This is a genomic window from Pseudarthrobacter sp. TE3704, from assembly GCF_056279405.1.
The window spans coordinates 235,649-260,327 of record NZ_JBWCCJ010000004.1 but is presented as its reverse complement, the minus strand read 5'-3'; the positions used below and the strand labels follow the sequence as shown (position 1 = coordinate 260,327).

General features: G+C 62.9%; 22 protein-coding genes. 9 read left to right on the top strand and 13 right to left on the bottom strand.

Translation table 11 applies throughout. The features are described 5' to 3' along the window. Window positions 1–61 precede the first annotated feature (61 nt). The 10 genes from ACZ9BC_RS12270 to ACZ9BC_RS12225 all read right to left on the bottom strand — a co-directional run bounded on the left by ACZ9BC_RS12270 (window position 62) and on the right by ACZ9BC_RS12225 (window position 8,645). Window positions 62–280 carry a Flp family type IVb pilin gene (locus tag ACZ9BC_RS12270; protein WP_476246179.1) on the bottom strand — a complete coding sequence of 73 codons (219 nt, stop codon included), beginning with the start codon at window positions 278–280 and terminating at the stop codon, window positions 62–64. 475 nt (window positions 281–755) lie between these two features. Then, complete coding sequence (locus ACZ9BC_RS12265) at window positions 756–1,628, bottom strand: type II secretion system F family protein (RefSeq protein ID WP_476246178.1); 873 nt, start codon at window positions 1,626–1,628, stop codon at window positions 756–758. A gap of 10 nt (window positions 1,629–1,638) precedes the next feature. Continuing rightward, a complete protein-coding gene (locus tag ACZ9BC_RS12260) occupies window positions 1,639–2,589 on the bottom strand; it encodes a type II secretion system F family protein (protein WP_476246177.1) in 951 nt (316 codons plus the stop codon). Further along, on the bottom strand, window positions 2,589–4,046 hold the full coding sequence (locus ACZ9BC_RS12255; protein ID WP_476246176.1) for a CpaF family protein: 1,458 nt from the start codon (window positions 4,044–4,046) through the stop codon (window positions 2,589–2,591). Before ACZ9BC_RS12255 ends, ACZ9BC_RS12260 begins: the two co-directional genes overlap by 1 nt. Continuing rightward, window positions 4,043–5,242, bottom strand: coding sequence for a CpaE/TadZ family protein (locus ACZ9BC_RS12250; protein ID WP_476246175.1), 1,200 nt, complete (start codon window positions 5,240–5,242; stop codon window positions 4,043–4,045). The genes ACZ9BC_RS12255 and ACZ9BC_RS12250 overlap by 4 nt, the downstream gene beginning before the upstream one ends. After that, window positions 5,239–6,021: a Flp pilus assembly protein CpaB gene (gene cpaB, locus ACZ9BC_RS12245; RefSeq protein ID WP_476246174.1), complete on the bottom strand. Its 783-nt coding sequence runs from the start codon at window positions 6,019–6,021 to the stop codon at window positions 5,239–5,241. The genes ACZ9BC_RS12250 and cpaB overlap by 4 nt, the downstream gene beginning before the upstream one ends. A gap of 20 nt (window positions 6,022–6,041) precedes the next feature. Further along, a complete protein-coding gene (locus ACZ9BC_RS12240) occupies window positions 6,042–7,010 on the bottom strand; it encodes a TadE/TadG family type IV pilus assembly protein (RefSeq protein WP_476246173.1) in 969 nt (322 codons plus the stop codon). Further along, window positions 6,998–7,537, bottom strand: a complete 540-nt coding sequence (locus tag ACZ9BC_RS12235; protein WP_476246172.1) for a TadE/TadG family type IV pilus assembly protein — start codon at window positions 7,535–7,537, stop codon at window positions 6,998–7,000. Before ACZ9BC_RS12235 ends, ACZ9BC_RS12240 begins: the two co-directional genes overlap by 13 nt. Continuing rightward, the gene (locus ACZ9BC_RS12230; protein ID WP_476246171.1) at window positions 7,495–7,698 is read right to left on the bottom strand and encodes a Flp family type IVb pilin; all 204 of its coding nucleotides are present in this window, start codon (window positions 7,696–7,698) and stop codon (window positions 7,495–7,497) included. The genes ACZ9BC_RS12235 and ACZ9BC_RS12230 overlap by 43 nt, the downstream gene beginning before the upstream one ends. 281 nt (window positions 7,699–7,979) lie before the next feature. Next, on the bottom strand, window positions 7,980–8,645 hold the full coding sequence (locus ACZ9BC_RS12225) for a prepilin peptidase (protein WP_476246170.1): 666 nt from the start codon (window positions 8,643–8,645) through the stop codon (window positions 7,980–7,982). Window positions 8,646–8,942: 297 nt separating this feature from the next. On the opposite strand from ACZ9BC_RS12225, the gene rplM reads away from it, so the two are divergent. The 3 genes from rplM (at window position 8,943) to glmM (ending at window position 11,783) form a co-directional block, all read left to right on the top strand. Further along, window positions 8,943–9,386, top strand: coding sequence for a 50S ribosomal protein L13 (gene rplM, locus ACZ9BC_RS12220; protein ID WP_015937805.1), 444 nt, complete (start codon window positions 8,943–8,945; stop codon window positions 9,384–9,386). A gap of 38 nt (window positions 9,387–9,424) precedes the next feature. Beyond that, on the top strand, window positions 9,425–9,928 hold the full coding sequence (rpsI, locus tag ACZ9BC_RS12215; RefSeq protein WP_050054349.1) for a 30S ribosomal protein S9: 504 nt from the start codon (window positions 9,425–9,427) through the stop codon (window positions 9,926–9,928). 493 nt (window positions 9,929–10,421) lie between these two features. Continuing rightward, window positions 10,422–11,783, top strand: a complete 1,362-nt coding sequence (gene glmM / locus ACZ9BC_RS12210) for a phosphoglucosamine mutase (RefSeq protein ID WP_476246169.1) — start codon at window positions 10,422–10,424, stop codon at window positions 11,781–11,783. A 65-nt stretch (window positions 11,784–11,848) separates the two neighbouring features. Here the strand turns inward: glmM and mscL are convergent, their stop codons facing one another. Genes mscL through coaA form a run of 3 tightly spaced genes read right to left on the bottom strand, consistent with a single transcriptional unit; the run spans window position 11,849 to window position 14,147 of the window. Then, window positions 11,849–12,253 carry a large conductance mechanosensitive channel protein MscL gene (gene mscL, locus ACZ9BC_RS12205; RefSeq protein WP_115525205.1) on the bottom strand — a complete coding sequence of 135 codons (405 nt, stop codon included), beginning with the start codon at window positions 12,251–12,253 and terminating at the stop codon, window positions 11,849–11,851. A 23-nt stretch (window positions 12,254–12,276) separates the two neighbouring features. Next, on the bottom strand, window positions 12,277–13,146 hold the full coding sequence (locus ACZ9BC_RS12200) for a M15 family metallopeptidase (protein ID WP_476246168.1): 870 nt from the start codon (window positions 13,144–13,146) through the stop codon (window positions 12,277–12,279). A gap of 5 nt (window positions 13,147–13,151) precedes the next feature. Continuing rightward, window positions 13,152–14,147, bottom strand: coding sequence for a type I pantothenate kinase (gene coaA, locus ACZ9BC_RS12195; protein ID WP_275726840.1), 996 nt, complete (start codon window positions 14,145–14,147; stop codon window positions 13,152–13,154). A 109-nt stretch (window positions 14,148–14,256) separates the two neighbouring features. On the opposite strand from coaA, the gene glmS reads away from it, so the two are divergent. The 6 genes from glmS to treZ all read left to right on the top strand — a co-directional run bounded on the left by glmS (window position 14,257) and on the right by treZ (window position 24,678). Next, window positions 14,257–16,149: a glutamine--fructose-6-phosphate transaminase (isomerizing) gene (glmS, locus tag ACZ9BC_RS12190; protein WP_476246167.1), complete on the top strand. Its 1,893-nt coding sequence runs from the start codon at window positions 14,257–14,259 to the stop codon at window positions 16,147–16,149. Window positions 16,150–16,284: 135 nt separating this feature from the next. Next, a complete protein-coding gene (locus ACZ9BC_RS12185) occupies window positions 16,285–16,632 on the top strand; it encodes a holo-ACP synthase (protein ID WP_018760400.1) in 348 nt (115 codons plus the stop codon). 33 nt (window positions 16,633–16,665) lie between these two features. Beyond that, window positions 16,666–18,261 carry an NAD(P)H-hydrate epimerase gene (locus tag ACZ9BC_RS12180; protein WP_476246166.1) on the top strand — a complete coding sequence of 532 codons (1,596 nt, stop codon included), beginning with the start codon at window positions 16,666–16,668 and terminating at the stop codon, window positions 18,259–18,261. Between the two features lie 68 nt (window positions 18,262–18,329). Further along, window positions 18,330–20,585, top strand: a complete 2,256-nt coding sequence (glgX, locus tag ACZ9BC_RS12175) for a glycogen debranching protein GlgX (RefSeq protein WP_476246165.1) — start codon at window positions 18,330–18,332, stop codon at window positions 20,583–20,585. Beyond that, window positions 20,582–22,912: a malto-oligosyltrehalose synthase gene (gene treY / locus ACZ9BC_RS12170; RefSeq protein ID WP_476246164.1), complete on the top strand. Its 2,331-nt coding sequence runs from the start codon at window positions 20,582–20,584 to the stop codon at window positions 22,910–22,912. Before glgX ends, treY begins: the two co-directional genes overlap by 4 nt. Further along, window positions 22,909–24,678: a malto-oligosyltrehalose trehalohydrolase gene (gene treZ / locus ACZ9BC_RS12165; protein ID WP_476246163.1), complete on the top strand. Its 1,770-nt coding sequence runs from the start codon at window positions 22,909–22,911 to the stop codon at window positions 24,676–24,678. The genes treY and treZ overlap by 4 nt, the downstream gene beginning before the upstream one ends. Window position 24,679: the final 1 nt, after the last annotated feature.

Here is a 24,679-nt window from a genome sequence, read left to right as displayed (position 1 = left end):
CTTGCTGCGCGAGCCGGTGCGGTTCCGATATGGGGGGCCGGAACCGATGCTCAGGACAGACTCAGCTAGCGGGACGCAGAGCGGCAGTCGTGGGTTCCGGCGGAGTGGCGATATCGGTGTTGACATCTGTGAAGAGGTCGCCGAGCTGACCGCCCAAAGTGCTGACAGCAACGATGACAACCACGGCAATGAGCGCGACCATGATGCCGTATTCAACGGCCGTGGCGCCCTTCTCTTCGCTGCGAAGGCGGATCATGAGGTTGGTGTAGAGAGAAAGCATTTTGTGACTCCTGAGCGAGACGGATGGCTGGTCCTGCACCAGCACTGATACGAAGTTAGCAACGAGAAACGGGCCAAAATCGGTATCTTGGGGCATCCTGCGCAAAGGCTTTCCGGGCTGTATTTTTCCTGCGCTTTCACTTGGTGTTCCCTGCGCCAACGCTGGGATTTGTAGGTCCGAGGGCACACAAACGGACCCCCTCGGTTCTGGGTGCCGAGGGGGTCCGGTCTATGGGGCGCCGATTGGGGCGCGTCGGGCATCAGTTGTTAGGGGATACCCAGTGGAAGATTGACCTGAGTTGTTAAGCCGGCGAATACGCCGTAAAGCAACAAACCAAAAGTGCCAACACCAGCAACAATCACAATTGCGAGGATTCTGTACTCGGTAACAGTGGCGCCTCGTTCACTTTCTTAGATCCGACAGACTGAGGCTGAAGGGATCGAGAGCAGTTTGGCGATACACTTCATGTTTCCTCCTATGAGAAGGTGGCGATAATGCTCATGACTGCTGGACCGAGAAGGATGATGAAGAGGGTTGGAAAGATAAAAAAGATCAGCGGAAAGAGGATTTTCACCGGGATCTTCATAGCATGTTCCTCGGCACGTTGGCGTCGTTTTATACGCATCTCGTTTGCTTGTACTCTTAAAACCTTTGCAATTGCGATCCCATAGGCGTCAGCTTGCACAATGGCACGAATGAATGAACGAAGATCGGGAACGTCGACCCTGTCCGACATCGCTAGATAGGCCTCCTTTCGTGACCGCCCAACCTGCATGTCTTGTAGGGTCCGAGTCATTTCATCTGCCAGAGGTCCGCTGCCATTTTGGGCGGTACGTGCCATTGCAGCTTCAAATCCGAGACCAGCTTGCACCGAGATCAGCATCTGATCCAGGGTGTTTGGCAGCTCCTGGCGGATCTTGGCTCTCCGCTTTTCTGCGTTGCTGCGGACCAGTAGGTCCGGCGCGAAGTATCCGAAAGCCGTCGCGGCGATGAGGATAGCAAAGCGCGCAGGCGCTGGTGAGGCGAAGAAATTGAACAGGCCCAGGAGCCCAAAGCCGAGTGCCAGCAGCGGTTTCACGGCCAGAAGGCGCTCCAGTGGCCATTCCTTAGGCCGTCCGACCGCGGCTAGTTGCTTGTCCAGCCAAGCAACGTATCCGACTGGAGTAATTTTGCGGGCAATGGTACGGAATTCTGTTGAGAGGTCTTGTGGCGCGGCATTTCTGGCGCGCTGTCCGAGATTTGCCTGGATATTCCGCAAGGCAACCCTGTCGGTAGCGGCAATCGACCACACTAGGTATGTGAGGGGCAGGACGATGGTAAAAATCGCTCCGAGTGCCATTGGTGACATGTCGATGCTCCTAATACTTTGGTTTGATCAGTCGGCTGAGCCAGAAGCCGCCGGCTGTGAGCATTACCCCAGCCGCACCTAGCATCAGGAACCCGGGAACTGTGCTCGTAAAGGTTTTCGCGTACTCTCCGTTGATCAGCATCAGGGCGAAAAAGAGGACCAGCGGAAGCGCCATGAGAACGCCTGCGGACATTTTTCCTTCGGCGCTGAGGGCCTTAACTTGGCGGCGAATCTGGTTCCGGTCGCGGATGGTTTCGCCTACATGGTCAAGCACCTCAGCAAGATCTCCGCCCACTTCCCGATGAATCTCAATCGCTTGGGAAATCCATGCGAAGTCTTCACTGCAGGTACGGGCAGACACGTCGGTCATTGATTCTCTAAGGTCTCGCCCAATCCTTGTCTCATTGACAATTCTGCTCAATTCCTCAGACATGGGGGCGTCTGTTTCGCGTGCGGATGCGTCAATCGCACGGAGGAGTGAGTGCCCTGCCCGCATGCTTCCGGTCAGCATCTGTAGGGTATCCGGCAACTGTTCGTCGAACTTGCTCTTTCGCCGTGAGGTCCGGACGGAAAGATAAGCCAGCATGCCGGCCGGAACCACGGCAATCATCAGGACTGCAAAAAGCAGTCCACCCAGAAGGAAACCGAAGACGCTTGCAGCAAGGGCGCTGGCCCCCATCATCAGCAGGAAGTCGGCAGGTTGGGTCTTAAGGCCTGCCCGCTCGAGTTTTTCCCGGCTGACCAGGAAGTCCTTTTTTCCCTTCAACTGTTTGTTGATGACTCCTACCGCTGACTCGGTCAGGACGGCCAACTTGGAGCTTTCTGTGGCGACATCCGGCCTGCGCCGTGAGAGGGGGATTCCGTTTGCCGGTTTCAGTACGACCACGAACAGGACGATGATGGCAGTGAATATCATCAAGAGGCCCGCTACCATCATCACTGGAGCTTCTGCATTCTCCATCAGCGTCCCCTGACCGCTTGGGCACCGAATACAGCGGGAGAGATTTTTATTCCGAGTTCTTCGAATCTGTCGGTGAACCGGGGTCGCACGCCCGTAGGGATCGGCTTCCCGAGGAAACGTCCATTTGCATCGATACCCGCTGAGTAGTCGAAAACAAAGGCATCCTGAAGCGTGACGATGTCTCCTTCCATGCCTTGCACTTCAGTAACGTGAGTTACGCGGCGAGACCCGTCCCGGAGGCGAGAGATATGGACGATCAGGTTTACTGCTGAGGCTATCTGTTCCCGAATTGCTCTCAGGGGAAGATCCATACCTGCCATGAGAACTAGTGTCTCCAAACGGGCTACGGCATCGCGTGGGGAGTTGGCGTGCACCGTTGAAATAGAGCCATCATGTCCAGTATTCATGGCCTGAAGCATGTCCAATGATTCACCGCCGCGGACTTCACCAATAACGATTCGGTCGGGCCGCATCCGAAGCGAGTTGCGAACAAGGTCGCGAATCGAGACTTCGCCTTTGCCCTCGATGTTGGCAGGCCGGCTTTCGAGCCGGACCACATGATCTTGTTGGAGCTGCAGCTCGACTGCATCCTCGATTGTCACTATGCGGTCTGTGACAGGAATAAAGGAAGAAAGCACATTCAGCATGGTCGTTTTTCCGGTTCCCGTACCTCCGGAGACGATAATGTTCATTCGGGCTTGAACGCAGGCCTGGAGCAGTTCTGCCATCTCGGGTGACAGGCTTCCGAACTCGATCAGCTTGCGAACTGTAAGAGCCTCACGGCCAAATTTACGAATTGTCAGTGATGCACCATTTACCGCTAGCGGAGGAATAATCGCGTTGACGCGTGACCCGTCGGCCAAGCGCGCGTCTACCAAAGGTGATGACTCGTCAATGCGGCGGCCGATACGTGTGACGATGCGTTCAATTACGCGGCGGAGGGCTTCCTCGCTGTTGAACTTCGTATCAGTGAGGAACAAGTGGCCGCTTCTCTCCACATAAATCTGGTCTGCGCGGTTCACCATGATTTCAGTTACTGACGGGTCATCCAGATACCGCTGCAGAGGACCGTGCCCCAATACATCGTCGATAATTTCCCTCGTCAACCGCTGGCGTTCACCTTGCGACAAGGGAACTTGTTCCTCGTCCACTACCGACTTCAGCTCATCCTTTACGAACTGATGGAGCTCGGTTTCTTCAAGTGAGGAGTCGGTGATCCGAGAACCGAGCCGTTCGTAAAGGGCCTGGCTGGCGCGCTCCTTTAGACCAGCGAGGGCTTCACTTGCGCTGCCTCCGGTCACTTCCACGGCTAAAGGCGCCTGCGACTGTTCCGCCGCCTGTGCTTGCTGGATGGCGCCCAGGGTGGACGCAGCCGGCTGGAATGCGGCTGTGCCGGACAGATCAAGTCCAGTGCCTTCGTCGCCCCGCAACTTTGCAAATCGGTGTGAAAGTGTCACTGCACTACCGCCCTTCTATGAAGCTTCTTCCGAGGAGCTTCCCAGTTTGGTTTGAATCGCTCCACCAACTGCCTTAAGCCCTTTGCAGCGGTGTCCCGGCTGCCGTCTTGGAGAAGGGGAACGCCTTTGTTGGTTGAGAAGGGAACTGCGCGGGAGCGCGGCAAAACAACGTCCACCGGAGCACCGATGGTGGCTTCAACGTCCTGCACTGTGAGCCCGGTCTTTCGGTCCGCCATATTGAGCACAACGTGCCTGTTATCCGGGAGCAAATCAAGCTCGGACAGGATCTGGAACCCAGTGCGTAAACCACGAATACTTGGCACGTCCATCCCGCAGACCCAAACGGCATCAGTAGCTTGCTCCAGAGTGGCCAACACATGTTCCCCCAACCCCGGGGCGGTGTCCACCACCACATATTGGAACTCGGCGCGCAACTGTCGCAGTAAATGACTGACGTGTTCCCCGCCGATTCTGTCCATTTCAATGGGATTCCGGGGAGCGCAGAGGACGTAGATGTTTCCAGCGTGGAGGGACAAATAGGTTTTGAGGACCATGGCATCTTGGCTGGCGGCGCCAACCACTGCTTCCGTTATGGTGAACTGAGGGTCAAGCATTAGCCCGCTGGCTATGTCACCAAACTGAAGGTCGAGGTCCACAACCACGACGCTCATCGGTGTAATTTGACCCAAACCGATGGCTAGGTTGCTAGCCACCGTTGTCTTGCCCACTCCTCCTTTAGGGGACATCACGGCAATGACGCGTCCGCCGTCAGATGTGGGACGCTCGGCGGTGTTTGGGGCCATTCCCCGGCGCCGGCCAGCGGCTGCAAGACTGGCACGTTCCACTAAAACACGTAGCTGATCCACGTCAGCGGACGGAGGAATAAGGTCCCGAATCCCCGAGCGCATGGCGTTCAAAGCCAACTCCCCGTCGTCGTCAGCAGCGAGCACGATGCTGATCTCCGGGTACTGAAGATCCATAACGGCAGCAAACTTCAGGGCTTCGTCTTTGGGCAGACCAGGCCCCAGAATCAAAACCTCCGGTGGCTCCCCTGCCTGCTGACGAAGGATGTCCTCGGGGGTTTCGGGCAGATAGGCGGCCTGAAAGAATTGAAGGGATCCAGTGAGCGGGGCTACTGATGCCCGGACTTTGTGTTCGTAGTCTGCTGACGGGCAGATCAAAATGAAGCGGCTCATCGGAATACCCTTGTCTGGTCAACCACTCCGTTGGTGCCCTCTATGGCGTCGGCCGGCTCCTTGGAAAGGTAAATTTTGCCGAATTCGGCGGCATACACCAGCTTCTCAGCATCCACCGCGTTTCTCGCGACCGTAATGAGGTAGGTGTCGGTCGAAGTCGGCTTGTCCTTGCTGGCTGCTTTATCTGCTCCCGCCGAACTTGCCTGAGTTGCTTCACCCTGCGTTTGCACTGCTTGGCCGGAGCTAAATTGAACGCTGGTAACGAGTACCTTGTGAAACGTCAGCTGGGTTGCGCTGCTGGTCTTGCCTTGTTCGGAGGCGGTTCCTTCAACGGAAAGGAATACGCCTACTGTGTCCCCAGCTTGGAGTCGACCGCCGACGACTCGATCTATGCCGAGACTTAACGTAATTTCTTGAAGACCATCAGGGACCTCGACTCTGGCTGGGCCCAGGAACGCGTTGGCGTCAACCATGCGACTGCTAAGCAACTGCTCACCCGGTGCTAAAGCTACCGAAGTCACTTTGGAGCCTAGCGAATTGAGGTCCGCCACAACCCCCTCGGCCACTGCGGTTCGGGGCATGAGCTTTGTGGTGAGGTATTGACTGAGCTGATTTGCTGGTGTCCCCGCGGCGACTGGCTCTTTGACCACCCAGACGTCTTTTGTTTCTGTATTGGCTAAGGCGCGACGGTCAGCGCCTTGTACGTAATTGAATAGAAGGATTGTGCCTATGATTGCTACAACCAATGCGGCAATGCCTCCCAGTAGGCGTGCTTTCATCGTTTATCCCTTGATAGTTCTTACTTGACGAGGTGGGGCGGCAATGTGACTCCGCCGCCTGAGTAGCCGCTGCCTGTGTAGGAAGTTGGATCGGCTACCCAGCTGACGAACTGTCCGCGGACGCCGTTATTACTTCCGCCGAGGCCCGTCAGATCGCCGTCTGAAGCACCGGGAAATCTGTAACCTAGGAGCCGGAAAGCAGCGAATCCTTTGATGTAGTACTTGGCGCCTGCCCCAGTTCCAGCAGCGGTCGAGAAGACGGGAAACAAGACAATAGTGTTGAGATAGCTTGCGATAACCGTCTTGCATGCAGTGGGCATGCTGAGGCCGGTACTCGTTTTGGCGTAGGGGTCCACAACGCCTGCCGTACTTGTGTCGTCCGCGTAGACGGTTGTGCTGCATACACCAGGATTGGGCGTCAGCCACTCAAATCCGCCTGGAATTACAGCACCGGATGGGCTGTCGCTGACGCAGGTTTCGCTACCGTGCGTCAGTATGGTCTGAAGCCCTCCGTCAACGTCGAACTGGCAAGGGGCAAAGGTCAGTGGGAGGGCTGCCGGACCAGCGCCGGGGGAACCCCAGGATGCGGTCGACTTGGCACCTACGGTTACTGGGTCCCCGCCGAACGCATCCGCGAACATATTTGACAGGAAACTGGACGAACCATTTTTTGTAGCAGTCGTGACGGTGACCTGTCCGGTAACGCTCAGGTCAACGTTGTTCACATTGCTGGCCCCATCGTTTGAGTTGGCGTTCGCGAGGCCCTCAGCCAATGTCGGGTTACATGAGCTGGCCTGGCAACTCTTCGCCACTGCAAGCGCCCCGGCATCCGCTCCGTTTTGCAGCTGGGCTCGTTCGACGTATATCTGCCCTACGTCAACGGCAACCGCGCCGGCGCCGATCAAGACGACCATCATCACAGCTACAATCACGCCTGCCGCTCCGCGCTCGTTTTCCCTGGCAACAGTCACCCTTGTCAGCCACCGCATTGCATTGCTCCTTGTCCAGAAAGGGTCAGTGCAGGGCCAAAGACCCCGGTTAGAGATTGTCCGGTGTAGGTAACCGAGACGACGGCAGTCGCTGCTGCACTCGCGCATGTAGCTCCAGAGAAGTCGAAACTCAGTAAGTCCGTGTCGATTGAAGGTGCTCCGGCGATTCCTGCAGCAGTCGCCATGGCAGCGTCATTCGTTATTGCTATGGTCCGCGCCGCCTCACGCGAGGCCTGTGTTACTGACACCTGTATGTTGTAAGCATTTGAAAACTCCACAATGGCGACTATCAATGCCAAGAGGAATGGTGCGACAAGGGCAAACTCCACAGCGACAGCGCCACGCTCTCGCTTATTTGGATCACAAAGGCTGCGTTGGCGTATCACTGTGCCTCTCCCGGTCGGTACTACTAAGAATGAAGAAGTGTGCTGTACCCGCCATAGCTGACGGGTACAGCACACCGTCGGGTGACACTGGTACTGGGTTATACCCAGCCGGCAACGGTGCCGGCGAGGCCGGTGAACCATGCGTCCAAAGCCGTTCCGAACGCTGTGACGCCGATAACGATTCCCAACGCGATAAGACCAACGAGGAGTGAGTACTCCGTGGCAGTTGCGCCCTTCTCGGATTCGAAACGTGCCTTGACGCCGGCGATGAAAGCAGTCATTGAGACCATGAGAGAAGTCATTGTATTTTCCTTTAATTCGGTGAAATAGATTGAATTGATTTCAACGAATTTCCAGCTGCCCCCATAAATCTTTAGCTGCTGGATTTCGCTAAGAAGAGATTGTCATTCATGGGGTAGAGGCAACAATGCGTAGTGGTACTCGACTTTTTCTTAAGGCGCAAAAAGTACGTACTCGGAAACTGCGGGTGGTACTCACTACGGGAAGCGAGTACACAAGGCCACTACTTGGAGGCGGTATCGTCCTAGGCCACAGCGAAGCCTCTACGGGCCGCCGCAGGAAGCTACAGGAGGAAGAGCGTCGCAGCTGCTGTAGCGCCGAGCATATAGGGGCCGTGGGCCACCTCTGACGCTTTTTTCGGGCCTTTTCGCTGGAGAATCAGCACGGTGGCGACGCCGTTCAGGACGAAGCCCAGGAGTCCTCCGTAGAGCAGTTGGGTCCAGCCTAGGTACCCGAGGTAAAGGCCGACGGGGGCTGCGAGCTTCACGTCGCCCATTCCGATGCCGCCGGGAGAAATAAGCCCCAAAATAAGGTAACCGGCAAACAAAATGGCTGCACCAAGCACCGCCCGGATAAGGTCATCAGCCTGCTTATTGAGCAGTCCGGGCATTACGAAGAGTACAAAACCACCCGTGAGCAGCATTAGCACCAGCGGGTTCGGCAACAAATGCAATGCAACGTCAATGCGGGCGAGCTGTACGCCCAATGCGGCCAGGAATATGAAAGCCGGCAGGGCAAGGCCTATTCCAAAGCGCAGGGTAAAGGCGGCGCATGCGAGGCCAGTGAGTGCCGCCGTCGTGATCCTGACAGGGAGGGCTGGGAGGCCGCCCAGCCTGGGCAGGTGCTTGGCGATGAGGATCTCGGCGACAGGGGAGAGGGCCACCCCCAAGAGGCCGACGGCAAAAACCAGGAGCCACCCTGTGGAACCCTCATTGCCCGTTGTAAACACCGCGACCCCCTGCGTCGGTAAGGCCGGCAGGTGCTGTGCTGGCAGCCGGCTACCCCATTTTGACCCTGAACCCCTTAACGCGCTAATCTTGGTAGTCGTTGTGCGTGTCCTATTCCGATGGTGCGTGCCCGCTTGAGAATCCGGTTGCAGGATGACTACTCAACGTGCACATTCGGAACCACAGGATGACTGGTTACATGGAGCCCTCACCTCTGTTCCGGTAGCGCGCAGATAGTAGGTGTCCGCCCCTGAGCGGCGCCTAAACCAGAACGCCAGAATAAGAACGAGGCAAACACCGTGCGTACGTACACCCCGAAGCCCGGCGATATCAACCGCCAGTGGCACGTCATTGACGCCACAGACGTTGTCCTTGGTCGTCTCGCGAGCCAGACCGCAATCCTGCTGCGCGGCAAGCACAAGGCCACCTTTGCGTCCCACATGGACATGGGCGACTTCGTCATCATCATCAACGCTGAAAAGGTTGCCCTGACCGGCGCCAAGCTGGAGCAGAAGCGCGCTTACCGCCACTCTGGCTACCCGGGCGGCCTGACCTCCGTCAACTACGCGGAACTGCTGGAATCCAACCCGGTCCGCGCCGTTGAGAAGGCCATCAAGGGCATGCTCCCCAAGAACTCCCTCGCTGCACAGCAGCTGGGCAAGCTGAAGGTGTACCGCGGTGCTGAGCACCCGCATGCCGCCCAGCAGCCCAAGACTTTCGAAATCACCCAGGTCGCCCAGTAGTCCTGGCCACCAAACAACTTATCTATACAAGGAGAATCGTGGCTCAGAACGAAGAGACCACCGAAGCCGTTGAGGCTGAGGAAACCCTGACCAGCTACACCTCTGAAAGCTCAGCTGCCGAAGCTGCGCCGAAGAAGGAGCGCCCGGCCCTGACCGTTGCCGGCGCAGCTGTTGGCCGCCGCAAGGAAGCCGTTGCACGCGTCCGTGTTGTTCCCGGCTCCGGCAAGTGGACCATCAACGGCCGCGCGCTGGACAACTACTTCCCGAACAAGCTGCACCAGCAGGACGTCAACGAGCCCTTCAAGATCCTTGATCTCGAAGGCGCCTACGACGTTATCGCCCGCATCCACGGCGGCGGCATCTCCGGCCAGGCCGGCGCACTGCGCCTCGGAATCGCCCGTTCGCTGAACGAGATTGACGTCGAGAACAACCGCGCCACCCTGAAGAAGGCCGGCTACCTGTCTCGCGACGCCCGCGTCATCGAGCGCAAGAAGGCCGGTCTCAAGAAGGCCCGCAAGGCTCAGCAGTACTCCAAGCGCTAAGTCCGCTTGCACAGAAGCCCGTCCCGCCATTGGCGGGGCGGGCTTTTGCCTTTAAACACACATATAGGGGCTAGGATCGTTTCCTCATATCCCGAAGGCCTGAGTGATATTGTGAGGTCGATCAGCCACTTCGAGTGGATTCTGGCGGTATTGGTAATAAACCGCGCCGCAAGTATGGATATGAGCCATGCGCATTCCTTGGAACAGGACTTGCGTTGTGGCTCTTTGCGCAAAAATCAGCTATCCGTCCCCCCAGCTAGCCAACCTTGTGCTTGAAAGAATCAGGCAAAAGGACACTGCCGCTGGACGCAAAGTGCCGGTCCGTGTATATCGCTGCCCGGAGTGCAAGATGTGGCATCTCACATCGAAGAAGGCTTCCGGCAGAGCAGCTAGAAAGTCGGCCTAATCGATATGACGTGCCGTCGGGCCCAACCGTTCGTCCTGCTGGCCAGCCGTTTCAAGCCCAACCACCCCCATCCTCTAGACTTGTCCGGTGTCTAGATTATTTGGAACTGATGGTGTCCGGGGGCTGGCCAACGGCCTGCTGACAGCAGAGTTGGCCATGCAGCTGGCCCAGGCGGCCGCCGTCGTGCTCGGCCATGACCGCAACTCCAACGGCAGCCGGCCACGCGCCGTGGTGGCCCGCGACCCGCGCGCCAGCGGCGAGTTCATCGCCGCAGCCGTGGAGGCGGGGCTCTCCAGCTCGGGTGTGGACGTCTACGACGCCGGCGTCCTTCCAACGCCCGCAGCCGCCTACCTGGTGGCTGACCTGGACGCAGACTTCGGCGTGATGATCTCCGCCTCCCACAACCCGGCACCGGACAACGGCATCAAGTTTTTCGCCCGCGGCGGCCAGAAACTCCCCGACGAGGTGGAGGACGCCATCGAGGCGCAGATGTCCAAGGAGGCCGTCCGCCCTGTCGGCGCCGACGTCGGGCGCATCCAGCGCTTCTCCGACGCCGAGGACCGCTACATCGTCCACCTCCTCCAGACCCTTCCGCACCGCATCGACGGACTCAAGGTGGTCCTTGACTGCGCCCACGGCGCCGCCAGCGGCTGCTCACCCCAGGTCTTCAAGGACGCCGGCGCGGACGTCATCGTGATCGGCGCCGATCCCGACGGCCACAACATCAACGACGGCGTCGGATCCACCCACCTCGGCGCCCTCAAAGACGCCGTCGTGAAATACAGTGCCGACCTCGGCATCGCCCACGACGGCGACGCCGACCGGTGCCTCGCCGTGGACCACGAGGGCAACGAGGTGGACGGCGACCAGATCATGGCCATCCTCGCCGTCGCCCTAAAAGCCTCCGGCAAGCTGAAGGACGACGTCCTGGTGGCCACCGTCATGAGCAACCTCGGCCTGAAGATCGCTCTCCGCAACGCAGGCATCAGCATCCGCGAAACGGCCGTGGGTGACCGCTACGTCCTCGAGGAAATGCGCGACGGCGGCTTCAACCTTGGCGGCGAACAGTCCGGCCACGTGATCTTCGCCGACCACGCCACCACCGGCGACGGCGTCCTCACCGGCCTGCAGCTCGCCGCCCAGATCGCCCTGACCGGCAAGCCGCTCAAGGAACTGGCCACCGTAATGACCAAGCTTCCGCAGGTCCTGATCAACGTCAAGGGCGTGGACCGCGCCGGGGTCAAGAGCAACGAGGTGCTCGCCCAGGCCGTGGCAGCAGCCGAAGCCGCACTCGGCGACACCGGCCGTGTCCTGCTCCGCCCCTCGGGCACCGAGCCCGTGGTCCGCGTCATGGTGGAGGCCGCCGACGAAGAGACGGCGCAGTCCATCGCCGAGCACCTCGCCCAGGTAGTCCGGACTGAGCTCGCGCTGGAACTCGTCAGCGAATAGGTCAAAACAGAAATGGTCCGCTTTCCGGAAATGGAAAGCGGACCATTTTTGCACCCTGGGAAAACCTAGACGGCCCTGTCTTTCAGCGCGTCGCGGATCTCCGTCAGCAAGGCAATCTGCGGGTCCTCCGCGGACTCCTTCTTGACGTCCTGATTGATCCCCAGCCTGCGGTTGCGACGCTCAATCATCAGGTTCATCGGCATCACCACCACAAAGTAAATGGCCGCGGAAATCAGCAGGAAATTGACGATTGCCGTCAGCAGGACACCGAATTCAATGGCATTTCCGTTCAGGTCCACCTTGGCGAAGCTGTCGAAATTCGGCGACCCCACCAGCCCCGCGATAAAGGGCATCAGCACCTTGTTGACCAGCGCCGTCACCACCGCGCCGAAGGCGGTGCCAATGACGACGGCCACGGCAAGATCAACGACATTGCCTTTCATAATGAAATTCTTGAATCCAGTCAGCATAGGAACCACGCTAACCCATCGCCCTACGGGTACCCCGGCGCCGCTTCCACGCCGAAATACTCCTCCAGCGTGAAAATCCCACGCGCAGCCATGTCCGTGGCGGCCTCCACCCCGATGTACCGCAGGTGCCACGGCTCGTAGTAGTACCCCGTGATCGGGTGGAACATCCAGGGATACCGCACCACAAACCCGAACCGGTGCCCGTTCGCCTTCGCCCACACCGCGGCGGGCTGGTCCGCGAAGCACGGCTGAAATCCGCACACGCCGTTGCCGTCGGCGATGTCGAACGCCCACCCGGTCTGGTGCTCCGAGTAGCCAGGGCGCGCGCTGGCCGTGTCGGCGTCGGCCTGTCCCCGCGAGGCGACGTAGCCGTTGTACGTGGCCACCTGCGTGCTGTACGAGCGGTACCCGCTGGCCAGCACCATGGACACGCCGTCCGCCGCGGCAGCCGCGAACATCGCCTCGGCCGCTGCCGCCGTCGTACCGTTTAGCAGCGCAGCCTCCCCAGAGGCGGTCGTCGCGACGCCGGGGCGCACCAGGTCAGCCGGCGCGTAGGCGGCGGGGACCAGCGGCCGGTGCTTGTTGACGATGAGCCATGGGCTCGCCGGGTCGGTCAGGGAGAACTGCCGCGGCAAAGCGGCGGAGGGCGACGGTGCTGGCTCGGAAGGTGCGGCGGGCGCCGTGGTGGGATCCGCCGCCGGGGTTGCCGATGCGGTGGCGGCAACGGCGGAGGGGGACGCGGAAGGAGAGGCCGACGACGGCGGCGCCGCCCTGGGTGCCTCGGGCGTGCACGCCGTCAGGACAGTCAGTCCGGCCCCCGCCGCAAGGAACCGCGCGAAGCTGCGGCGGCTGGTGCCCGCAGTCCCCGGTTCAGGTGCGCAGTCGTGGCACACCCGTGCTACACCTTCCGCAGCAGCATGCGACGGATGGAGTGGTCGGCCTCTTTGGTCAGCACCAGCTGTGCCCGCCCACGGGTGGGAAGGACGTTCTCCTCCAGGTTGGGCTCGTTGATGCGCTTCCAGATGTCCCGGGCGGTGCTCTCCGCCTCCTCCTCAGACAAGGTGGCGTAGCGGTGGAAGTAGGACTCCGGCTGCGCGAACGCGGTGCTCTGGAGCTTGCGGAACCGCTCCACGTACCACTCCTCGATGTAGGAGGTCTTGGCGTCCACATAGATGGAGAAGTCGAAGAAGTCGCTCAGCGCCAGCCCCTGCTTGCCGTCGTGGCGCGGGCGGGCCGGAGCCAGCACGTTCAGCCCCTCCACAATGAGGACATCCGGGCGGCGGACCACCACTTCCTTGTCCGGGACGATGTCGTACGTGACGTGGGAGTACCAGGGCGCGCGGACTTCCTCGGCGCCGCCCTTGATCTCGCTCACGAACCGCAGCAGCGCGCGGCGGTCGTAGGATTCCGGGAAGCCCTTGCGGTCCAGGAGCTGGCGGCGCTTGAGCTCGGCCAGGGGATAGAGGAACCCGTCGGTGGTGATCAGCTCCACATTGGGGGTGCCGGGCCAGCGGCGCAGCATCTCGCGGAGAACACGGGCAATGGTGGATTTGCCCACCGCTACGGAACCGGCCACGCCAATGACGAACGGGGTGCGCTGGGTGTGCTCGCCAAGAAACGTGGTGGTGGCGGCATGCAGCTGTCCCGCAGCCTCGACATACAGGTGCAGGAGCCTGGACAGCGGAAGGTAGACCTCACGGATTTCCTTCATATCCAGGGGATCCCCGAGGCCGCGCAGGCGGATGATGTCCTCTTCGTTTAGAGGCTGTTCCATCTCGTCTGCGAGCCGGGACCAGGTTTGCCGGTCCAGCTCGACGAACGGGGAGACACCCTCTCCATTCGCCTCATTGCGTTGCAAAGTCACGTTAGAGATTCTGCCCCGCGCCCGGCACATAGCGAAATGCAGGCCGCCGGGCGCCCGGCTGGTCCCGCAACATACGAGGCACGCGCGGGCGGACCACACGGTTTACAGCTGGCGGCTCCCAGCCGATAGTCTTGGGGCTATGTGTGGAATCGTGGGATATGTGGGCCGTTCTGTTGACGGTGTAATTGACGGTCACAGTGCTTTGGATGTTGTCCTTGAGGGGCTGCGCCGCCTGGAGTACCGGGGCTACGACTCCGCCGGGGTGGCTGTGGTGTCTCAGGGCGCTATTGAGTCGCGGAAGAAGTCGGGGAAGCTGAGCAACCTGATTGCCGAGCTGGAGGCGCGGCCGCTGCCGGAGACGGTGACCGGAATCGGTCACACCCGCTGGGCCACGCACGGTGGCCCGACGGACCGCAACGCCCACCCGCACCTGGCCGACGGCGGCAAGCTCGCCGTCATTCATAACGGCATCATCGAAAACTTCGCCGAGTTGAAGCTCGAGCTGCTGGAAAAGGGCGTGGAGTTCCTCTCCGAGACGGACACTGAGGTGGCGGCGGCCCTGCTGGCGGACATTTTCCGGAACAAGCTGGGCGGCGACGCCTCCAACGGCGGCCTGACCCGGGCCATGGAGCTGGCCTGCCAGCGGCTTGAGGGCGCGTTCACGCTGCTTGCCGTCCATGCGGACCAGCCCGACGTGGTGGTTGCCGCCCGCCGGAACTCACCGCTGGTGGTGGGTCTGGGTGAGGGGGAGAACTTCCTGGGCTCGGACGTGTCCGGTTTCATCGATTACACCCGCCGGGCTGTGGAGCTGGGCCAGGACCAGATCGTCACGATCACCGCGGACACCGTGGACATCACGGACTTCTTCGGCAACCCGGCCGCGGGCAAGGAATACCACGTGGACTGGGACCCGGCCTCGGCGGAAAAGGGCGGCTTCTCCTCGTTCATGGAGAAGGAAATCCATGACCAGCCCGACGCCGTGGCGCAGACCCTGCTGGGCCGGTCTGACCTGGACGGGAAGCTGACCCTGGATGAGATCCGGATCGATCCGGAGCTGCTCAAGCAGGTTAACAAGATCATCGTGCTGGCCTGCGGCACCGCCGCGTACGCGGGCACCGTGGCGAAGTACGCGATCGAGAACTGGTGCCGGATCCCCACCGAGGTGGAGCTGGCGCACGAGTTCCGTTACCGTGACCCGATCCTGGACGAGAAGACCCTGGTGGTGTCGATCAGCCAGTCCGGCGAGACCATGGATACCCTGATGGCTGTCCGGTACGCCCGGGAACAGGGTGCGAAGACGATCTCGATCTGTAACACCAATGGCTCCACCATCCCGCGGGAATCCGACGCCGTGCTCTACACGCATGCAGGCCCGGAAATCGCGGTGGCCTCCACCAAGGCGTTCCTGGCCCAGATCACCGCGGCGTACCTGCTGGGCATGTACCTGGCACAGCTGCGCGGCAACATCTTCTCGGGGCAGATCAAGGACGTCCTGGCGGACCTGAACAAGATCCCGGCCAAGATCCAGACCATCCTGGACAACGCCGGCCCGCTCCGCGAGCTGGCCCGCAGCATGAAGGACGAAACGTCCGTCCTGTTCCTGGGCCGGCACGTCGGCTACCCCGTCGCCCTGGAGGGTGCGCTGAAGCTCAAGGAAATCGCCTACATCCACGCCGAGGGCTTCGCCGCCGGTGAACTCAAGCACGGCCCCATCGCGCTGATCGATGAAGGCAAGCCGGTTTTCGTGATAGTTCCGTCCCCGCGCGGCCGCGAATCGCTGCACGCCAAGGTCATCAGCAACATCCAGGAAATCCGTGCCCGCGGCGCCCGGACCATGGTGATCGCCGAGGAAGGCGACGAAGCCGTCAAGGCCTACGCCGAGCACGTCTTCTACGTCCCGGAAACCCCGACGCTGCTGATGCCGCTGCTGACCACCGTCCCGCTGCAGATCTTCGCCGCCGAACTGGCCGCCGCCAAGGGCTACGACGTGGACCAGCCGCGCAACCTCGCCAAGAGCGTCACGGTCGAGTAAGTCCTTCTGGCAATAAGCACAGGCAGCCCCGAGCCTCTCCGGCTCGGGGCTGCTGCTTTAAACGAGACTGCTTGCTTAAAGGGCCTCGGCGAGCTCTGCGCGGGAGGCCGGGATCGCCACCGTAGACTAAGCCACATGATCGTTGGCATTGGCGTAGACGTAGTAGACATCGAGCGGTTCGGCCGCCAGCTTGAGCGCACCCCGGGCCTCCGGGACCGGCTGTTCGTCCCTGCGGAGCGTGAGTTGAACACCCGCTCCCTGGCCGCGCGGTTCGCTGCGAAGGAAGCTGTGGCCAAGGTCCTCGGTGCGCCCGCCGGCATGAACTGGCAGGACTGCTGGATTGGCCTGGACCAGAACGGCCCCACCGTCCAGGTCAAGGGCACCGTGCTGGCAGTTGCCGAGGCCAAGGGCGTCAAGCGCTGGCACCTCTCCATCAGCCACGACGGCGGAATCGCCACCGCCACGGTCCTGGCCGAGGGCTGACCCGGCCCCGGGCCCGCCCCTGGACCTGACCACATGATCAGCGCCTACACCGGAACGCAGGTCCGGGCAGCCGAGGAACCGCTCCTGGCTGCCGGGCTCGGTGATGTCCTGATGCAGCGCGCCGCCCACGGCCTGGCCAACGCCGTCATCACCGAGCTTCGCGCCCGCGGCCGGCGCATCTACGGCGCACGCCTCGTGGTGCTGGCCGGCAAGGGCAACAACGGCGGCGACGGCTTGTATGCCGCCGCTTTCCTCGCCGCACGCGGAATGCGTACGACGGCGGTCCTCACCTCCGGCACGGGACATCCCGCTGCGCTGGCTGCTTTTGAACGTGCCGGCGGATTTACGGAGGAACTGACCGAGGAGACACTCGGCGGGCTTGCCGCCGAAGCCGCCCGCGCCGACGTCGTGATTGATGCCGTCCTGGGGACCGGCGCCAGGGGCGGGCTGCGGGGGAGTGCCGCCGCGCTGGTGGACGCCATCACCAAGGCCCGCAGTTCCGCGGATTCGGAGGGGTTCGTGGTGGCCTGCGACCTTCCCAGCGGCGTGGACGCCGATACCGGCGCGGCCGCCCAACCTGTGCTGCCCGCTGACTTGACCGTCACCTTCGGGGTTGCCAAGGCCGGGCTGCTTGCGGACCCCGGCGCCGATTACGCCGGCCGCGTCCACATGGTGCCCATCGGTATCGAAGAACACCTGGCGCGCCCCTCGCTGCGTAGGCTCGAGGAGGCAGACCTCGCAATGCTCCTGCCGCGGCCCGAGCGCCGCGCACACAAGTACTCCCGCGGAGTGCTGGGCGTGGTGGCGGGCTCGGTTCAGTACCCCGGCGCCGCTGTTCTAACCTGCCGGGGAGCCCTCGCCGCCGGGGTAGGCATGGTGCGCTACCTCGGCCCGCCCGACGTGGCGGACCTGGTGCGGCAGTCGTGCCCGGAAGTTGTGTGCAGCACCGGCTCCGTGGCGGACAACCGGGTGCAGGCCTGGCTGGTGGGCTCCGGCATGGGCCCCGAAGACTCCGACCAGCTCGCGCGTGCGCGGGACGCCATCGATTCCGGCCTGCCCACCGTGGCGGACGCCGGCGCCCTGCCCGCCCTTCCCAACCAGCTGGCCCCGCACGTCGTCCTGACCCCGCACGCCGGGGAACTCGCCGCCCTCCTGCAACGGCTGGGAGGCGCAGATGACCGGGACGCCGTGGAAGCCGGGACTCTGGACGCCGCCCGCCGCGCCGCGGCCGTCACCGGGGCAACTGTCCTGCTTAAGGGCGCGACCACCCTCGTGGCCACGCCCGGCGGCGACGTATACAGCCAGGCGGACGGCACTGCGTGGCTGGCCACCGCCGGAAGCGGCGACGTCCTGGCCGGCGTCATCGGTGCGCTGCTCGCCCAGGCCGTTCCCGACGTCGGGCGGTTCCGTTCCCTGGACATTGACGACGACGGCCGCTGGGCTGCGATTGCCGCGCTGGGGGCTGCGCTGCACGGCAAAGCCGGGAGGGCGGCGTCGGACATTTCCTTTGGCGGGCCGATCGCTGCTGGCGGAATTGCCGATGCCCTACCTGAAACTTGGGGTAATGTCAGCATGCTTAGTAACTCTGGACGCCGGAAACGTAATAGTCACAGCCAGCCATTACGGTAGGCACTAGTTCGCATCGGCAGCGAGGGCGTTCCGATGTCCTCAGTTGCCACCAAGATATGAGGAGCATTATGGAAGTCTGGCCCGGATCGGCTTATCCCCTTGGCGCCACGTACAACGGAACCGGCACCAACTTTGCCCTGTTCAGCGAACGAGCAGAAAAAGTGGAACTGTGCCTCTTCGACGAAGACGGCAAGGAAACCCGCATCACCCTGGATGAAGTGGACGGCTATGTATGGCACTGCTACATCCCGCAGGTCCAGCCCGGCCAGAAGTACGGTTACCGCGTCCACGGCCCGTACGACCCCGCGTCCGGCAACCGCTTCAACCCCAACAAGCTCCTGCTGGACCCCTACGCCAAAGCCGTCCACGGCCAGGTTGACTGGGACCCGTCCCTGTTCACCTACAACCTGGGCGAAGAGGACTCGATCAACAACGAGGACTCCGCCTCCCACATGATGATGGGCGTGGTCATCAACCCGTTCTTCGACTGGGACGGCGACCAGAACCTCCGGATCCCGTACCACCAGTCCGTGATTTATGAAGCCCACGTCAAGGGCCTCACCCAGCTGCACCCGGAGATCCCCGAGGAACAGCGCGGAACCTACGCCGGCGTGGCGCACCCCGCCGTCATCTCGCACCTGCAGAAGCTTGGCGTCACCGCCATCGAGCTCATGCCGGTGCACCAGTTCGTCAACGACGGCACGCTGCAGGACAAGGGCCTGAACAACTACTGGGGCTACAACACCATCGGCTTCTTCGCACCGCAGAACACCTACAGCTCCACCGGCGACACCGGCCAGCAGGTCCAGGACTTCAAAGCCATGGTCCGCTCGCTGCACAAGGCCGGCATCGAAGTCATCCTGGATGTGGTGTACAACCACACCGCCGAAGGCAACCACCTGGGCCCCACGCTGTCCTTCAAGGGCATCGATAACGCCGCCTACTACCGGCTGATGGAGGGCGACGAGAAGCACTACATGGACTACACCGGCACCGGCAACTCGCTGAACGTCCGCCAGCCGCACTCCCTGCAGCTGCTCATGGACTCGTTGCGCTACTGGGTCACCGAGATGCACGTTGACGGCTTCCGCTTCGACCTCGCCTCCACCCTGGCCCGCGAGTTCTACGATGTGGACAAGCTGTCCACCTTCTTCGAACTCATCCAGCAGGACCCGGTTGTCTCGCAGGTCAAGCTCATCGCCGAGCCGTGGGACGTTGGCCCCGGCGGCTACCAGGTGGGCAACTTCCCGCCGCAGTGGACCGAATGGAACGGCAAGTACCGCGACACCGTCCGCGACTTCTGGCGCGGCGAGCCCGCCACGCTGGGCGAATTCGCCTCCCGCATCACCGGTTCGGCAGACCTCTACGAACACTCCGGCCGCCGCCCCGTGGCGTCCATCAACTTCGTCACCGCGCACGACGGCTTCACCCTGGCGGACCTGGTGTCGTACAACGAGAAGCACAACGACGCCAACGGCGAGGGCAACAACGACGGCGAATCCCACAACCGCTCCTGGAACTGCGGCGTTGAGGGCCCCACGGACGATCCCGAGGTACTGTCGCTGCGGGCACGCCAGCAGCGGAACTTCATTGCCTCGCTGCTGCTGTCCCAGGGCGTGCCCATGCTCTTGCACGGCGACGAGATGGGCCGCACCCAGCAGGGCAACAACAACGGCTACTGCCAGGACTCGGAACTGACCTGGATCAACTGGGACAACGTCGATCAGCCGCTGATCGAGTTCACGGCAGCCGTCAACGCGCTCCGCGCCAAGCACCCGACCTTCCGCCGAAGCCGGTTCTTCGACGGACGGCCCGTCCTCAGGGGCGAGGGCGAACGCCTGCCGGACATCGTATGGCTTGACCCCGACGGCGAAACCATGAAACCAGAAGCCTGGGACAGCGGTTTCGGCCGCTCGGTGGGCGTTTTCCTGAACGGCAACGGCATCCAGGGCAAGGACAGCCGCGGCCGGCGGATCACCGACGTGAACTTCCTGCTCTACTTCAACGCGCACGATGACACGGTCAAGTTCACCCTGCCATCCGACGAGTACGCTCCGGCCTGGGACGTCATCATTGACACCGCAGGGCAGAACGCCGACACCGAGCCCGTCTCCGCCGGACAGCCCCTGCCCGTGGAAGCCAAATCCCTGGTGGTCCTGCGGGCGCACACCGTGGAGGAGGTAGAACCGGACCACTCGGTTGCAGCGTCCCTGGCGGCATTGACGCAGACGTCCACGAGCGAGACTGAATCCCTCACCACCCCCATGGTGGCTGAGCCGGGGAAGACCACGAAGATCGGGGAGCGGAAGGCTCCGCAGAAGTGAGGGCGCCGGCATCCACCTACCGGCTGCAGATCCGGCGCGGCTTCACCCTGTTCGACGCCGCGGAGCAGGTCCCGTACCTGAAGTTGCTTGGCGTGGACTGGGTGTACCTCTCGCCCATCCTCACCGCGGAAAAGGGCTCGGACCACGGCTACGACGTGACCGACCCCTCCTCGGTGGACCCCGACCGCGGCGGCCCCGAGGGTCTCCTGGCCCTGTCCAAGGCTGCCCGTGAGCACGGGATGGGTGTGCTGGTGGACATCGTCCCCAACCACGTGGGCGTTGCCACGCCAGCCCAGAACCCGTGGTGGTGGTCCCTGCTGAAGGAAGGGCGCGGCTCGCGCTACGCCGAAGCCTTCGACGTCGACTGGGACCTGGGCGGCGGAAAAATCCGGCTGCCCATGCTTGGCTCCGATGCGGACCTGGACAAGCTGGACGTAGTGGATGGCGAACTCCGCTACTACGACCACCGCTTTCCGATCGCTGCCGGTACGTACACCGAGGGGGATTCCCCGCAGGAGGTGCACAGCCGCCAGCACTACGAGCTGATGGACTGGCGCCGCGCCGACGCCGAACTCAACTACCGGCGCTTCTTCGCCGTCACCACGCTGGCCGGCATCCGGGTGGAAATCCCGCAGGTCTTCGAGGAAGCCCATGCCGAAGTTGGCCGCTGGTTCCGTGACGGGCTGGTTGACGGGCTCCGCGTGGACCACCCGGACGGGCTCGCCGATCCGGCCGGCTACCTGCGCTGGCTCAAGGACCTTACCGGCGGGACCTACGTGCTGGTGGAAAAGATCCTGGAGCCGGGCGAGGTCCTGCCGGGCGAGTTCTCCTGCGAGGGAACCACCGGGTATGACGCCCTGGCGGACGTGGACCGGGTCTTCGTGGACCCCGCCGGGCAGGCTGCTTTGGATGCGCTGGACGCAGCCCTGCGGGGAGCCGATAGCCCGGCGGACTACGCGGAGATGATCCGCGGCACCAAGCGCATGATCGCCGACGGCATCCTGCGGTCCGAGGTGCTCCGCCTGGCCCGCCTGGTGCCCGAGTCCCACGGACTTTCTATGGAGCAGGCGGCGGATGCCATCGCCGAAATCATCGCGTCCTTCCCGGTGTACCGGACCTACCTGCCCACCGGCGCCGAGGTTCTGAAGGAAGCATGCGAGTCCGCGGCTGAACACCGGCCGGACCTTGCTGTTGCGGTGGGGACACTGCTGCCGCTGCTCCTGGATCCTTCGAACGCGATCGCCGTCCGGTTCCAGCAGACCTCCGGCATGGTGATGGCCAAGGGCGTGGAAGACACTGCTTTCTACCGATACACCAGGCTGGGTACGCTCACCGAGGTGGGGGCAGAACCCACCGAGTTCGCCGTGTCCACCGAGGAGTTCCACCACCGGATGAGGCGCCGGCAGGAGGACCTGCCGCTGTCCATGACCACCATGTCCACCCACGACACCAAGCGCAGCGAGGATGCCCGGGCACGGATCTCCGTCATCGCGGAGCTCCCGCAGGAATGGACCGCCACCCTGAGCACGCTGCGGGAACTGGCGCCCATCCCGGACGGCCCGTACGAGAACCTGCTCTGGCAGGCCGTCATCGGGGCATGGCCTGCCAGCCGTGAACGGTTGCAGGGATACGCGGAAAAGGCCGCCCGGGAAGCCGGCAACTCCACCATGTGGACCCAGCCGGACGAGGACTTTGAGTCAGCCGTCAAGGCCGCCGTGGATGCGGCGTTCGACGACGCCCGGGTCACCAAAGTGGTGGAGGAGTTCGTGGCACGGATCGACGCCTACGCCGCTTCCAACTCGGTGTCCGCGAAGCTGGTCCAGCTCACCATGCCGGGTGTGCCCGACGTTTACCAGGGCAGCGAATTCTGGGAACGGTCCCTGACCGACCCGGACAACCGTCGGCCCGTGGACTTCGCGCTCCGCCGGGAAGAGCTGGCAAAGCTCGACGGCGGGACGTTGCCGGAAGCCGGGACGGAAGCCAGCAAGCTCCTTGCCACCTCCCGGGCGCTCCGCCTCCGCCGGGACCGGCCGGAACTGTTCCAGGGCTACACCCCGGTTTCGGTCACAGGGGCGGCTGCCGGCCACCTCCTGGCGTTCCACCGCGGTGCCTCCGAAAGCTCAGTCGGCGCCCTGACGCTGGCCACCCGGCTCCCCGCCGGACTGGAAGCGGACGGCGGGTGGCGGGACACCGCCGTCGAACTTTCCGCTCCCATGCGTGACGAACTGACCGGGGCCGGCTACGGACCCGGCACCGTTTCAGTGGTGGACGTCCTGGGTACCTACCCCGTGGCTTTGCTGGTACCGGTGGATGGAGAGAAGGCATGACCCTGGTCAACGTTGGACCCGAACGCTTCGACGTCTGGGCCCCCGACGCCACGACAGTGACCCTGCTGGCGGACGGCCGGCAGTACCCCATGCAGAAGAAGGAGACGGCGCCGGGCACCGAAGGGTGGTGGTCCGCGCCCGACGCCCCTGCCGGCGGCGAGGTGGACTATGGCTACCTGCTCGACGGCGACACCACCCCGGTGCCCGATCCGCGATCCCGGCGCCTGCCGTCCGGCGTCCATGAGCTCTCCAGGACGTTCGATCCGGCTAGCCATTCGTGGCAGGACTCCGGCTGGCGCGGCAAGGAGCTGAAGGGGTCGGTCATCTATGAACTCCACGTCGGCACCTTTACCCCGGAGGGAACCCTGGACGCCGCAGCGGAAAAGCTGGGCTACCTGACGGACCTCGGCGTCGACTTCGTGGAACTGCTGCCCGTCAACGGCTTCAACGGAACCCACAACTGGGGCTACGACGGCGTGCAGTGGTACGCCGTCCATGAGGGCTACGGCGGACCGGCCGCGTACCAGCGCTTCGTAGATGCCGCCCACGCTGCGGGGATCGGCGTGATCCAGGACGTGGTCTACAACCACCTCGGTCCCAGCGGCAACTACCTGCCGAAGTTCGGCCCGTACCTGAAGCAGGGCGACGCCAACACCTGGGGAGACTCCGTCAACCTGGACGGGCCCGGCTCCGACGTGGTCCGGGAGTACATCCTGGACAATGCGGCCCTGTGGCTGCGGGACTACCACGTTGACGGGCTCCGCCTGGATGCGGTGCACGCCCTGCGGGACGAGCGCGCCGTGCACATCCTTGAGGAATTCGGTGCCCTGGGGGACGCGGTGTCCGCGGAAACGGGATTGCCCAAGACGCTGATCGCGGAGTCTGACCTGAACAATCCGCGCCTGCTGTACCCGCGGGACGTCAACGGCTACGGGCTTGCCGGGCAGTGGAGCGACGACTACCACCACGCGGTCCACGTCAACGTCAGCGGCGAAACCAGCGGGTACTACTCCGACTTTGAATCGCTGGCCGTGCTGGCGAAGGTCCTCAAGGACGGGTTCCTGCACGACGGCAGCTACTCCAGCTTCCGCGGCCGGCACCATGGGCGGCCCATCAACACATCGCTGGTGCACCCTGCGGCGCTGGTGGTCTGCAACCAGAACCACGACCAGATCGGCAACCGGGCAACGGGGGACAGGCTCTCGCAGTCCCTGTCCCACGGGCAGCTGGCCCTGGCCGCGGTGCTGACGCTCACGTCCCCGTTCACGCCCATGCTGTTCATGGGCGAGGAATTCGCGGCCAGCACCCCCTGGCAGTTCTTTACCTCCCATCCGGAGCCCGAACTCGGCAAAGCCACCGCCGAGGGCAGGATCAAGGAGTTCGAACGCATGGGGTGGGATCCCGCCGTCGTGCCCGATCCCCAGGACCCGGAAACCTTCAGCAGGTCGAAGCTGAAATGGGACGAAGCCTCCGTTGGTGACCACGCCCGGCTGCTGGAGCTGTACCGGTCCCTGACCGCGCTCCGCCGCGAGCATGCGGAGCTTGCCGGGCTCGGCTTCGAGGAGACGGAGGTGGCGTTCGACGACGACGAGCGCTGGCTGCGGTTCCGCCGCGGGACGGTGGAGGTGCTGCTGAACTTCTCCGACGCGAAGATCCGGCTGGACGATGCCCGCGGGACTGTCCTGCTGGCAACGGACGACGGGACCGCCCTGGAGGGTGAGTCTCTGGCCCTCGCGCCATGGAGCGCGGCAATCCTCAAGTCCTGAC